12 protein-coding genes are annotated in these 13,107 nt (G+C 59.3%); 9 read left to right on the top strand and 3 right to left on the bottom strand.

The annotated features are described in order from the left end of the window. Window positions 1–18: 18 nt before the first annotated feature. From serB to nadR, 3 genes are all read left to right on the top strand, one after another. Entirely contained in the window at window positions 19–990 is a 972-nt protein-coding gene (gene serB / locus EDF75_RS20595; RefSeq protein ID WP_133600719.1) for a phosphoserine phosphatase, read from the top strand. Between the two features lie 9 nt (window positions 991–999). Then, the gene (radA, locus tag EDF75_RS20590) at window positions 1,000–2,382 is read left to right on the top strand and encodes a DNA repair protein RadA (RefSeq protein WP_133600718.1); all 1,383 of its coding nucleotides are present in this window, start codon (window positions 1,000–1,002) and stop codon (window positions 2,380–2,382) included. Between the two features lie 107 nt (window positions 2,383–2,489). Continuing rightward, a complete protein-coding gene (gene nadR / locus EDF75_RS20585) occupies window positions 2,490–3,722 on the top strand; it encodes a multifunctional transcriptional regulator/nicotinamide-nucleotide adenylyltransferase/ribosylnicotinamide kinase NadR (RefSeq protein WP_095103923.1) in 1,233 nt (410 codons plus the stop codon). Between the two features lie 83 nt (window positions 3,723–3,805). Here the strand turns inward: nadR and ettA are convergent, their stop codons facing one another. Further along, the gene (gene ettA, locus EDF75_RS20580; protein ID WP_041143956.1) at window positions 3,806–5,473 is read right to left on the bottom strand and encodes an energy-dependent translational throttle protein EttA; all 1,668 of its coding nucleotides are present in this window, start codon (window positions 5,471–5,473) and stop codon (window positions 3,806–3,808) included. 269 nt (window positions 5,474–5,742) lie between these two features. Here ettA and sltY point away from each other — a divergent pair, with 269 nt between their 5' ends. Both sltY and trpR read left to right on the top strand, forming a co-directional pair. Further along, entirely contained in the window at window positions 5,743–7,680 is a 1,938-nt protein-coding gene (gene sltY, locus EDF75_RS20575; protein ID WP_133600717.1) for a murein transglycosylase, read from the top strand. 145 nt (window positions 7,681–7,825) lie between these two features. Continuing rightward, window positions 7,826–8,158: a trp operon repressor gene (trpR, locus tag EDF75_RS20570; protein ID WP_041143958.1), complete on the top strand. Its 333-nt coding sequence runs from the start codon at window positions 7,826–7,828 to the stop codon at window positions 8,156–8,158. On the opposite strand, the gene yjjX is transcribed toward trpR, so the two are convergent. Next, entirely contained in the window at window positions 8,145–8,660 is a 516-nt protein-coding gene (gene yjjX / locus EDF75_RS20565) for an inosine/xanthosine triphosphatase (protein WP_133600716.1), read from the bottom strand. The genes trpR and yjjX overlap by 14 nt on opposite strands. A 113-nt stretch (window positions 8,661–8,773) precedes the next feature. On the opposite strand from yjjX, the gene gpmB reads away from it, so the two are divergent. Further along, on the top strand, window positions 8,774–9,421 hold the full coding sequence (gpmB, locus tag EDF75_RS20560; protein ID WP_128879110.1) for a 2,3-diphosphoglycerate-dependent phosphoglycerate mutase GpmB: 648 nt from the start codon (window positions 8,774–8,776) through the stop codon (window positions 9,419–9,421). On the opposite strand, the gene robA is transcribed toward gpmB, so the two are convergent. Further along, window positions 9,418–10,287: an MDR efflux pump AcrAB transcriptional activator RobA gene (gene robA / locus EDF75_RS20555; protein ID WP_133600715.1), complete on the bottom strand. Its 870-nt coding sequence runs from the start codon at window positions 10,285–10,287 to the stop codon at window positions 9,418–9,420. The genes gpmB and robA overlap by 4 nt on opposite strands. A gap of 209 nt (window positions 10,288–10,496) precedes the next feature. On the opposite strand from robA, the gene creA reads away from it, so the two are divergent. The 3 genes from creA to creC are packed head-to-tail and all read left to right on the top strand — an operon-like array spanning window position 10,497 to window position 13,096. Continuing rightward, entirely contained in the window at window positions 10,497–10,970 is a 474-nt protein-coding gene (gene creA, locus EDF75_RS20550; RefSeq protein WP_041143962.1) for a protein CreA, read from the top strand. Between the two features lie 12 nt (window positions 10,971–10,982). Beyond that, window positions 10,983–11,672, top strand: a complete 690-nt coding sequence (gene creB, locus EDF75_RS20545) for a two-component system response regulator CreB (RefSeq protein WP_133600714.1) — start codon at window positions 10,983–10,985, stop codon at window positions 11,670–11,672. Beyond that, a complete protein-coding gene (creC, locus tag EDF75_RS20540) occupies window positions 11,672–13,096 on the top strand; it encodes a two-component system sensor histidine kinase CreC (RefSeq protein WP_133600713.1) in 1,425 nt (474 codons plus the stop codon). The genes creB and creC overlap by 1 nt, the downstream gene beginning before the upstream one ends. Window positions 13,097–13,107: the final 11 nt, after the last annotated feature.

Genomic DNA, 13,107 nt, shown 5'->3' with positions numbered 1-13,107 from the left:
AAGAAACCTGGAGCCGTAATGCCAAACAGTTTGACCTGGTGCGATCTGCCCGAAGATGTTTCCCTGTGGCCTGGATTACCGCTTTCGCTGAGCGGTGATGAGGTCATGCCGCTGGATTATCATGCCGGACGCAGCGGCTGGCTGCTCTACGGCCGGGGGCTTGATAAGCGCCGTTTAACCGACTGGCAGCGTGAGCTGGGCGCGGCGCTGGTTATCGTCGCCTCCTGGGTCGTTGAAGACTATCAGGTTATTCGTCTGGCCGGCTCTCTGACCCTGCGCGCGACCCGACTGGCGCATGAAGCCGGGCTGGACGTCGCGCCGCTGGGTAAAATCCCGCACCTGCGCTCGCCGGGGCTGCTGGTGATGGATATGGACTCCACCGCCATTCAGATTGAGTGTATCGATGAAATTGCGAAGCTCGCGGGAACCGGCGAGCTGGTATCGGAAGTGACCGAACGCGCGATGCGCGGCGAGCTGGACTTTACCGCCAGCCTGCGCCAGCGGGTGGCGACGCTGAAAGATGCCGATGCCAATATTTTGCTGCAGGTGCGTGACGCGCTGCCGCTGATGCCGGGGCTGACTCAGCTGGTGCTGAAGCTGGAAGCGCTGGGCTGGAAGGTGGCTATCGCCTCCGGCGGCTTCACGTTCTTTGCGGAATACCTGCGCGACAAGCTGCATCTTGACGCCGTGTTCGCTAATGAGCTGGAAATCATGGACGGCAGGCTAACCGGCAACGTGGTTGGTGATATCGTCGATGCTAAATACAAAGCCGCGACGCTGCGCAAGCTGGCGGAAAAATATGAAATTCCGCCGGCGCAAACCGTGGCGATCGGCGACGGCGCCAACGATCTGCCGATGATCAAGGCCGCGGGCCTCGGTATCGCCTATCATGCGAAACCGAAAGTGAACGAGCTGGCGGAAGTAACGATCCGCCACGCTGACCTGATGGGGGTATTTTGTATTCTCTCGGGCAGCATGAACCAAAAGTAAGAGGTTAACGTGGCGAAAGCTCCAAAACGCGCATTTGTCTGTAATGAATGTGGTGCGGATTACCCCCGCTGGCAGGGGCAGTGCAGCGCCTGCCATGCCTGGAATACCATCACCGAGGTGCGTATTGCCGCTTCGCCGCAGGTGGCGAGAAACGAGCGTCTGACGGGCTACGCCGGTAATGCCGGCGCGTCGAAGGTACAGAAACTTTCGGAGATCAGCCTTGAGGCGCTGCCGCGCTTTTCCACCGGCTTTAAAGAGTTTGACCGCGTGCTTGGCGGCGGCGTGGTGCCGGGGAGCGCGATTCTGATTGGCGGCAGCCCGGGTGCGGGGAAATCGACGCTGCTGCTCCAGACGCTGTGCCGGCTGGCGGAAGGAATGAAAACCCTGTACGTCACCGGGGAAGAGTCGCTGCAGCAGGTGGCGATGCGCGCGCATCGTCTGGGGCTGCCGACGGCCAATCTCAACATGCTCTCCGAAACCAGCATTGAGCAAATTTGCCAGATCGCCGACGAAGAAAAGCCGCAGCTGATGGTTATCGACTCGATCCAGGTGATGCATATGGCCGACGTGCAGTCCTCGCCGGGCAGCGTGGCCCAGGTGCGTGAGACCGCCGCCTACCTGACGCGGTTTGCCAAAACCCGCGACGTGGCGATTATTATGGTGGGTCACGTCACCAAAGACGGCTCGCTGGCCGGGCCGAAGGTGCTCGAACACTGTATTGACTGCTCGGTACTACTGGATGGCGACGCCGATTCCCGCTTTCGCACCCTGCGCAGCCATAAAAACCGCTTCGGCGCGGTGAATGAGCTGGGGGTCTTCGCGATGACCGAGCAGGGGCTGCGCGAAATCAGCAACCCTTCGGCTATTTTCCTCAGCCGCGGCGATGAGGTCACTTCCGGTAGCTCGGTGATGGTGGTCTGGGAAGGCACCCGTCCGCTGCTGGTGGAGATTCAGGCGCTGGTCGATCACTCCATGATGTCCAACCCGCGCCGGGTGGCCGTGGGGCTGGAGCAGAACCGGCTGGCGATACTGCTGGCGGTGCTGCACCGTCACGGCGGCCTGCAGATGTCCGACCAGGACGTCTTCGTCAACGTCGTTGGCGGGGTGAAGGTTGCGGAAACCAGCGCGGACCTGGCGCTGCTGCTGGCGATGGTGTCGAGCCTGCGGGATCGTCCGCTGCCGCACGATCTGGTGGTGTTTGGCGAAGTGGGGCTCTCCGGCGAGATCCGCCCGGTGCCCAGTGGCCAGGAGCGCATCTCCGAGGCGGCCAAGCACGGGTTCCGCCGCGCCATCGTCCCGGCCGCCAACGTGCCGAAAAAAGTACCGGAAGGGATGCAAATCTTTGGCGTGAAAAAGCTTGCGGATGCGCTAAGCGTTTTTGACGACTTATAATTAAATATCCGTCGTCTTTCCGGCGGCAGGTGTGTTGGCGGCGTTCGCTTGCCGCCATCAGAAACCCACAGGATATTTTTTCAGTATTGCTCAAGCAGGAGGCTCTTGTGTCATCGTTCGACTATCTCAAAACCGCGATTAAGCAAAAAGGCTGCACGCTACAGCAGGTGGCTGAAGCCAGCGGGATGACCAAAGGCTATCTGAGCCAGCTGCTGAATGCGAAAATTAAAAGCCCGAGCGCGCAGAAGCTGGAAGCTCTGCACCGCTTTCTCGGCCTTGAGTTCCCGCGTCGGCAGAAAAGCGTCGGCGTGGTGTTTGGTAAGTTTTACCCGCTGCATACCGGCCATATCTATTTGATCCAGCGCGCCTGCAGCCAGGTCGACGAGCTGCATATCATCATGGGCTATGACGATACCCGCGACCGCCAGCTGTTTGAAGAGAGCGCCATGTCGCAGCAGCCGACGGTGCCCGACCGTCTGCGCTGGCTGCTGCAAACGTTCAAGTATCAGAAAAACATCCGCATTCACGCCTTTAATGAAGAGGGGATGGAGCCTTATCCGCACGGCTGGGACGTCTGGAGCCGAGGGATCCGCGCCTTTATGGACGAGAAGGGCATTCAGCCAAACTGGATCTATTCCTCAGAAGAGTCCGACGCGCCGCAGTATCTGGAGCAGCTGGGGATCGAAACGGTACTGATCGATCCTAAGCGAACCTTTATGAACATCAGCGGCGGGCAGATTCGCGAAAACCCGTTCCGCTACTGGGAATATATTCCCACCGAAGTGAAGCCGTTCTTCGTGCGCACGGTGGCGATCCTCGGCGGCGAATCGAGCGGTAAATCGACGCTGGTCAATAAGCTGGCCAACATCTTCAATACCACCAGCGCCTGGGAGTACGGTCGGGACTACGTCTTCTCGCATCTGGGCGGCGACGAGATGGCGCTGCAGTATTCTGACTATGATAAAATTGCGCTCGGACACGCTCAGTACATTGATTTTGCTGTGAAATATGCCAATAAAGTGGCGTTCATCGATACCGATTTTGTCAGTACCCAGGCGTTCTGTCTGAAGTACGAAGGCCGCGAGCATCCCTTCGTCCAGGCGCTGATCGACGAGTACCGTTTTGACCTGGTTATCCTGCTGGAGAACAACACGCCGTGGGTGGCCGACGGTTTACGCAGTCTGGGAAGCTCGGTGGATCGTACGGAGTTCCAGACCCTGCTGGTGTCGTTGCTGAAAGAGAACGAAATAAACTTCGTACACGTGAAAGAGGCGGACTACGATACGCGCTTTCTGCGCTGCGTTGAGCTGGTGAAGCAGCTGATGGGCGAGCCGGGCTAACGGGCGCGATGGCCGCATTATGCGGCGGCGATGAACAGAAAAACGGGTGGCCTGGGCCACCCGTTTTTTATTACCTGTTCTTATTACTTGGCAATACGTTTGTACTTGATGCGCTTCGGCTCCAGCGCATCGGCGCCGAGGGTGCGCTTCTTGTACTCTTCGTATTCGGTAAAGTTACCTTCGAAGAACTCCACCTTACCTTCATCCTGGTAATCCAGAATGTGGGTCGCGACGCGGTCAAGGAACCAGCGGTCGTGCGAGATAACCATCGCGCAGCCCGGGAACTCCAGCAGGGCGTTTTCTAACGCGCGCAGGGTTTCGATATCCAGGTCGTTGGTTGGTTCATCGAGCAGCAGAACGTTACCGCCAACCTGCAGCAGCTTGGCGAGGTGCAGACGACCGCGCTCACCGCCGGACAGCTCGCCGACGCGTTTGCCCTGATCGACGCCCTTGAAGTTAAAGCGGCCAACGTAGGCGCGGCTCGGCATCTCGGTGTTGCCGATCTTCATGATATCCAGCCCGCCGGAGACCTCTTCCCACACGGTTTTGCTGTTATCCATCGCGTCACGGAACTGATCGACGGAGGCCAGCTTGACGGTATCACCCAGGGTGATAGAACCGGCGTCAGGCTGCTCCTGACCGGACATCATGCGGAACAGGGTGGATTTACCCGCGCCGTTTGGCCCGATGATCCCGACGATGGCCCCTTTCGGTACCGAGAAGTTCAGGTCGTCAATCAGCAGGCGATCGCCGTAGGATTTACGCAGGTTGGTGACCTCAACGACTTTATCCCCCAGACGTGCTCCAGGCGGAATAAACAGTTCGTTAGTTTCGTTACGTTTCTGGTATTCAACGCTGTTGAGCTCTTCGAAGCGCGCCAGACGGGCTTTGCCCTTAGACTGACGGCCTTTGGCGCCCTGGCGGACCCACTCCAGCTCTTTCTCAATGGACTTGCGGCGCGCCGCTTCCTGAGAGGCTTCCTGGGCCAGACGCTGATCTTTCTGCTCCAGCCAGGAGGAGTAGTTGCCTTCCCACGGAATGCCTTCACCGCGGTCGAGCTCGAGGATCCAGCCGGCGACGTTATCAAGGAAGTAACGGTCGTGGGTAATGGCCACAACGGTGCCTTCGAAGTCGTGCAGGAAGCGTTCCAGCCAGGCCACGGATTCGGCATCCAGGTGGTTGGTTGGTTCGTCGAGCAGCAGCATGTCCGGTTTTTCAAGCAGCAGGCGGCACAGCGCCACGCGGCGGCGCTCACCACCGGAGAGGTTGGCGATTTTGGCATCCCAGTCAGGCAGGCGCAGGGCGTCGGCCGCACGCTCGAGCTGCACGTTCAGGTTATGGCCGTCGTGCGCCTGGATTATCTCCTCGAACTTGCCCTGCTGTGCGGCGAGCTTATCGAAGTCGGCGTCCGGCTCGGCGTACTTAGCGTACACCTCATCGAGGCCTTTCAGGGCGTTAACCACTTCGGCAACCGCCTCTTCCACGGACTCGCGAACGGTCTGCTCCGGGTTGAGCTTCGGCTCCTGCGGCAGGTAGCCAATCTTAAGGCCCGGCTGCGGGCGGGCTTCGCCTTCGATATCGGTATCGATACCGGCCATAATGCGCAGCAGGGTGGACTTACCGGCGCCGTTCAGGCCGAGAACGCCGATCTTCGCGCCAGGGAAGAAGCTCAGGGAGATATTTTTCAAAATATGACGTTTCGGCGGAACCACTTTGCCGACACGATGCATGGTATAAACGAATTGAGCCACGTTGGACTTCGCCTCTTTTATATACTCTTCATCCTTCAGGCTGCATTAGCGAGAATGATTTTGAGTAGGGTAGTGAATAGTTTTCAAAGGCGAAGTGTAGCCTTTTTCGCGCTTTAATCCCAGAGAGGCGATGGGATTCACAGAAGAGTAAAAAAATGTTCAGGACGTGGCGCGTTTGGCGTTGTCTGGTTAGCATATCTAAAGCGATACCGGAATATTTTAAAAGCGGCACGATGCTGCTCTGATGGACTTAAATAGGGGAATAGCTTGTGGAAAAGGCCAAAACTACGGCATGGCGTCTTCTGGCTGCCGGCGTAAGCCTGCTGACGCTTAGCCAGCTGGCGCATGCGGATTCACTGGATGAACAGCGCAGCCGCTACGCCCAAATTAAGCAGGCGTGGGATAGCCGGCAGATGTCGGTCGTCGACGAGCTGATGCCCACGCTGTCGACCTATCCGTTATACCCGTACCTCCAGTACCGGCAGATAACCGATGACCTGATGAACCAGCCGGCGCTGGTGGTGAAGAATTTTATTGAGGCTAACCCCACGCTTCCGCCCGCGCGCTCCCTGAAATCCCGCTTCGTCAACGAGCTGGCCCGCCGCAGCGACTGGCAAGGGCTGCTGGCGTTTAGCCCCGATAAGCCCGCCAGCACCGAGGCGCAGTGTAACTATTACTATGCGAAGCTGAGCGTGGGTCAGGCGCAGGAGGCCTGGGACGGCGCAAAAACGCTGTGGCTTACCGGTAAAAGCCAGCCCAACGCGTGCGATGCGCTGTTTAGCGCCTGGCGCGCTTCCGGCCAGCAGGACCCGCTGGCCTGGCTCGAACGCATCCGCCTGGCGATGAAGGCGGGCAACACCAGCCTGGTGCGATCGCTGGCGCAGCAGATGCCGCCTGAGTATCAGACCATCTCTTCCGCGATCGTGGCGCTGGCTAACGATCCGAATACCGTGATGAATTTTGCCCGCACCACCGGAGCCACCGATTTCACCCGCCAGATGGCGGCGGTGGCCTTTGAGAGCGTGGCGCGCCAGGACGTTGAAAACGCCCGGCTGATGATCCCATCGCTGGTCCAGGCGCAGCAGCTCAATGACGATCAAACCCAGGCGCTGCGCGATATCGTGGCCTGGCGCCTGATGGGCACCGACGTGACCGACGAGCAGGCGGTCTGGCGCGATGACGCCATTATGCGCTCGCAGTCCACGCCGCTGGTGGAGCGCCGCGTGCGCATGGCGCTGGGGACCGGCGATCGCCACGGCCTGAACACCTGGCTGTCGCGCCTGCCGATGGAGGCCAAAGAGAAAGACGAGTGGCGCTACTGGCAGGCGGATTTGCTGCTGGAGCGCGGGCGTGATGATGAAGCGAAAGCCATCCTCCGTTCGCTGATGCAGCAGCGCGGTTTCTACCCGATGATTGCCGCCCAGCGGCTGGGCGAAGAGTTCACCTTCCGTATCGATAAGGCGCCCGCCACCCTCGATTCGGCGCTGACCTCGGGGCCGGAAATGGCCAGGGTGCGCGAGCTGATGTACTGGAATATGGATAACACCGCGCGCAGCGAGTGGGCCAACCTGGTGACCAGCCGAACCAAAGATCAGCAGGCGCAGCTGGCGCGCTATGCCTTCAACCAGCACTGGTGGGATCTGAGCGTTCAGGCAACGATCGCCGGAAAGCTGTGGGATCAGCTGGAAGAGCGCTTCCCGCTGGCCTGGAACGATCTTTTCTCCCGCTATATCAGCGGCAAGGATATTACGCAAAGCTACGCTATGGCGATTGCCCGTCAGGAGAGCGCCTGGAACCCGAAGGTCCGCTCGCCGGTTGGCGCCAGCGGACTGATGCAGATTATGCCGGGCACCGCTACCCATACGGTTGGGATGTTTAATATTGCCGGCTACGGCGGCCCGTCGCAGCTGCTGGATCCGGAAACCAACATCAATATTGGCACCAGCTATCTGCAGTACGTTTATCAGCAGTTCGGCAATAACCGCATTTACGCATCCGCCGCCTACAACGCCGGGCCTGGACGGGTGCGCACCTGGCGAAGCAATAGCGCCGGGCGGATCGACGCGGTGGCGTTTATCGAGAGCATTCCGTTCTCGGAAACGCGCGGCTACGTGAAGAACGTGCTCTCCTATGACGCCTACTATCGCTACTTCATGGGTGAGAAAGCGGGAATGCTCAGCGATGCGGAGTGGCAGCAGCGTTACTAGCGCCGACGGCCTGCGGGCGGCATAGCATTTTGCTATGCCGCCCGAAATCCATAGAGTATTAACCGGAGTATGCTATGCTTTGTACTCGTTAATGAGTACACACGCTCGGCGGCTCGAGCCGTCGGCCTTAACATGGCGGCGCAACATGACCCAACAATCCCCTTATTCAGCGGCGGTGGCCGAACAACGTCATCAGGAGTGGCTTCGTTTCGTGGCCCTGCTTCAGCAGGCGTACGCCGACGATCTGCACCTGCCGCTGCTGCAGCTGATGCTGACGCCCGATGAGCGCGAGGCGCTGGGCACCCGCGTGCGGATTATTGAAGAGCTGCTGCGCGGAGAGATGAGCCAGCGCGAGCTGAAAAGCGAGCTCGGCGCCGGGATTGCCACCATTACCCGCGGCTCAAATAGCCTGAAATCGGCGCCCCCCGAGCTGCGACAGTGGCTGGAGCAGGCGCTGCTGAACGTTAACGATAAATAGCGTTATGAAACGGGCTAAGCGCCAGCACTACCGCCTGATGATAAACGCTGCTGCGCGTCAGCTTACCGGCGGTAAAAATGCCGATAGCTCCCTCTTTACGGCCAATTTCATCGATGCCGGTATGCTGTGACATCACCGGTCCTAAGGCTTCGCCGGCGCGGACCTGTTCGAGGATCGCCGCCGGCAGCGGCAGCGTGGCCGAGCGCGCTTCGCCGCGCTGCAGGCTATTTTCGATAACGACCCAGCTAAACGTACTGCCGTCGTCGATCCCGGCCTCAATGGCGACCCAGAAATCGGCATCCGGGCGCGCGGCCCGCGCGTTTTCGACCCGATTTCGTGCGCCAGCGCGCGTTTCGTCGTTGCCAAACGGCTGTTCCGGCACGCCGCTCTCGACGGAGACGGACTCAATGTGGCAGGATCCTTCGCCGAAGATCTCGTTAAAAGCCTGCAGAATTGCCTGAATTTTGGCGGGATTAGTGGTAGCTGAGACAACATGGTGCATAATCAAACAACTCAGAATAAATTAACGTCATCGCAGTATACTCCAAATCGTTTTCGCTGCAGGCCACCGGCCCGTCAGCCGAAATTGTGAAGAGCACAGAACGGATAAAAAGCATGTTACAGGTACACCTTGTTCGCCACGGTGAAACGCAGTGGAACGCCGAGCGACGTATTCAGGGCCAGTCCGACAGTCCGCTAACCGCCCACGGTGAGCGCCAGGCCTGGCAGGTTGGCGAACGCGCCAGAACGCTGAACATTACGCATATTATTGCCAGCGATTTAGGCCGTACGCGGCGAACAGCAGAAATTATCGCGGAAGCCTGCGGCTGCAGCATCGTCCTCGACTCACGCCTGCGCGAGCTGGATATGGGGGTTCTTGAGAAACGCCATATCGATTCGCTGAGCGCGGAGGAGGAGGGCTGGCGTCGTCGGCTGGTTAACGGCACCCCGGACGGACGTATTCCGCAAGGCGAGTCGATGCAGGAGCTCAGCCAGCGTATGCACGCGGCGCTGACCTCCTGTCTGGAGCTGCCTGAGGGGAGTCGGCCGCTGCTGGTGAGTCACGGCATGGCGTTGGGCTGTCTGGTGAGCACGATTCTTGGCCTGCCCGCGCACGCCGAACGTCGGCTGCGCCTGCGTAACTGTTCCATTTCGCGCGTTGACTATCAGCAAAGCCCGTGGCTGGCTTCAGGCTGGGTGGTGGAGACCGCGGGGGATATTTCGCATCTTGATGCCCCCGCGATGGACGAACTGCAGCGCTAGCGGCGGATCGGGATCAGGTACTCGCAGCGCAGCTGAATCGGCGTATCCTGATCCCGGCTTTCATCCTCAGGGAAGAAGCGTTCGATATCCAGGCCCTTGCGGCGGGTGAGGTTCAGCATCGGCATACAGGTGCCGTACACCGTCAGGATAAACTCCTGCAGCCCGGACCCCAATCCTTCATAGGTGAACATCACGTACTCACCGCCTTCCAGAGCGATCGGATGCGAATTGTGCAGGTGACCGTTGGCCATCTCCGGCGTCACGGCGGTGGTATAGAAGACCTCCTGCTCGTCATCTTTCTCAAGACTTGGACGCGGTTCATGCAGGCCGTAGAGCGTGGGCGGAATCGACGGCGAGTTGCCGAGGAAGTCTCGCCAGAACTGCACGCGCATCTGGTTACGGAAGTCAGAGATCTCCTCCAGCTTACAGGTATAGCTCTGGGTCACGCCAATCAGCGGCGTATTGCTCAGGGTGATAAACTCATGCTGCGGCATGGTGAATTCGCCCAGACGCAGCGGAGGACGCATACCGTAAGCGCTCCAGTCAGGGGAGCGGCGGTAGAGCGCAGGCGTCAGGGAGAACTGCTTTTTAAACGCCCGGGTAAAGGTTTGCTGAGAGTCGAAGCGGTACTGTAGCGCAATGTCGAGGATCGGACGCGCGGTCAGGCGTAGAGCCACCGCCGATTTTGATAAACGGCGCGCGCGGATATAGGCACCTATGGCATGGCCGGTTACGTCTTTGAACATTCTTTGCAAATGCCACTTGGAATAACCCGCCTTCGCTGCCACATTGTCCAACGACAGCGGCTGATCCAGGTGACCTTCCAGCCAGCTAAGGAGATCGCGAATAATCCCTGCTTGATCCATAAAATGTCCTCATCCTTAAACTTAGGTGCCTGCTACTTAAGGTAGCGGATAATAGCATTTTTTGATGTTTTAGCATTCAGTGTTTTTTTTGCTTTTAAATGCGATTTGTCAGCGAATCTCTCCGCTATTTTTGTAAAGCTGTGATCTATAAACCTTTTCCATTGAGCAGATAATCATCGCTCGGGGAAATTCTAAAAAATGGTAACAATATGAAATACAAGAAGTTAATGATCGGACTGCTTTTATTAGCCGGCGGCCAGGCGGCTCAGGCGGAACAGATTGGCTCGGTAGATACCGTCTTCAAATTCTTCGGCCCGGACCATAAGATCGTCGTTGAAGCCTTTGACGATCCGGACGTGCAGAACGTGACCTGCTATATCAGCCGGGCGAAAACCGGCGGCATTAAGGGCGGTCTGGGACTGGCTGAAGACACCTCTGACGCGGCGATCTCCTGCCAGCAGGTTGGGCCGATTGAAGTGACCGATAAGATCAAAAACGGCAAGTCGCAGGGAGACGTTGTGTTCCAGAAACGTACTTCGCTGGTGTTTAAAAAGCTGCAGGTTGTCCGTTTTTACGATAGCAAGCGTAACGCCCTGATCTACATGAGCTATTCCGATAAGGTCGTTGACGGATCGCCGAAGAATGCGATCAGCGCCGTGCCGATCATGCCGTGGAATAAATAACAGGGAACGACGATGCAGCAGCCGCAGATCTGGTTGGTGGAGGATGAGCAGAGTATTGCCGACACGCTGGTCTACATGCTCCAGCAGGAAGGCTTTGTGGTGAGCGTTTTTGCGCGTGGGCTGCCCGCGCTCGATGCCGCCCGCCACCGGATGCCGGACCTGGCCATTCTGGACGTGGGCCTGCCCGACATCAGCGGCTTTGAGCTGTGCCGTCAGCTGCTGGGCCGCTATCCGACGCTCCCGGTCCTGTTTCTCACCGCCCGTAGCGAAGAGGTGGATAAGCTGCTGGGCCTTGAAATAGGCGCCGATGACTACATCGCGAAGCCCTTCTCGCCGCGCGAAGTGTGCGCCCGGGTGCGCACCGTTCTGCGGCGGGTGCAAAAGTTTGCGGCCTCTGGCGCAGTGCTGCAGGTGGGCGAATTTCAGCTCAACGAGGCCGCGGCACGGGTCACCTGGTGCGGCCAGCCGTTAACCCTGACGCGCTATGAATTCATGCTGCTAAAAACGCTCCTGCGCTCGCCGGGGCGGGTCTTTTCCCGCCAGCAGCTGATGGACGCGGTGTGGGGGGATGCGCATGAAAGCTTCGACCGCACCGTTGATACCCATATCAAAACCCTGCGCGCCAAGCTGCGCGAGGTCAATCCTCACCTCTCACCGGTTAATACGCATCGCGGCATGGGATATAGCCTGGGAGGCGCCTGATGCGCATCGGCATGCGGCTGCTGCTGGGCTACTTTCTGATTGTCGCGATTGCGGCATGGTTCGTGCTTTTCATTTTCGTCCAGGAAATCAAACCCGGGGTACGTCGGGCGACGGAAGGTACGCTGATTGATACCGCCACGCTGCTGGCGGAGCTGGCGCGAGAAGATCTGCTTTCCACTCAGCCGCAGCAGGGGCGCCTGGCAAGGGCGTTTCAGACGCTGCATCAGCGGCCGATCGAGGCGAATATCGCGGGCATCAGCAAAACGCGTAACGAGTATCGCGTCTACCTGACCGATGAGAAGGGCAAGGTGGTATTCGATTCGGCGGGAGAAGCGGTGGGGCAGGACTATTCCCGCTGGAATGACGTGTGGCTGACCCTGCACGGCCAGTACGGCGCGCGCAGCACCCTGGCCGACCCTAACGACGCGGGCAGTTCGGTGATGTACGTCGCCGCGCCGGTCACCGATGGCGGCCGTATTATTGGGGTGCTGAGCGTCAGTAAACCCAACCAGGCGATGGCGCCGGTGATTAAGCGCAGCGAACGGCGAATGCTGTGGGCCAGCGGGGCGCTGCTGGGGATCGCGCTGCTGATAGGCTCGCTGATGGTCTGGTGGATCAACTTCTCGATCGGCAAGCTGGTGCGCTACGCTGATTCGGTGACGGCCGACCGGCCGCTTCCGCTGCCGGACGTTGGCAGCAGCGAGCTGCGCAAGCTGGCGCTGGCGCTGGAAAGCATGCGCGTCAAGCTGGAGGGTAAGAATACCATTGAAAACTACGTTCACGCCCTGACGCATGAGCTGAAAAGCCCGCTGGCCGCTATTCGAGGCGCCGCAGAGATCCTGCGTGAAGGCCCCCCGCCGGAGGTCGCCGCGCGTTTTACCGGCAATATCCTGACGCAGAATGCGCGGATGCAGTCGCTGGTTGAGAAGCTGTTACGCCAGGCGAGGCTGGAGAACCGACTGGAGATCGCCCTTGAGCCGCTCGCAATTGATAGCCTTTTCCGTCGCTTAGCCGAGGAGCGCGAGGCGGTACTGGCGGTAAAGAAAATCCGCTTACGCTGGCAGGAGAGTGGCCTGACGGCGGAGGCCGACGGCGAGCTGCTGGCGCAGGCCCTGGGCAATCTGCTGGATAACGCCATCGATTTTACCCCTGCGCAAGGGGAGATCGTCATGAGCGCAGAGCAGCAGCAGGCGGGCCTGGCGCTGACCATCAGCGATAGCGGCAGCGGCATCCCGGATTATGCGCTTGGACGCATCTTCGAACGTTTCTATTCGCTGCCGCGTGAAAACGGCCATAAAAGCAGCGGCCTTGGGCTGGCTTTTGTCCGCGAAGTGGCGCGGCTGCATCAGGGCGATATTCAGCTCAGCAATCGCCCGCAGGGCGGAGTGCGCGCCGTGCTGATACTTCACCGTCCCTTCACATAGCTTCAAACTCC

The organism is Klebsiella sp. BIGb0149, from assembly GCF_004362605.1.
GTDB lineage: Bacteria > Pseudomonadota > Gammaproteobacteria > Enterobacterales > Enterobacteriaceae > Klebsiella > Klebsiella terrigena.
This window is presented reverse-complemented; position numbering and strand designations above follow the sequence as displayed.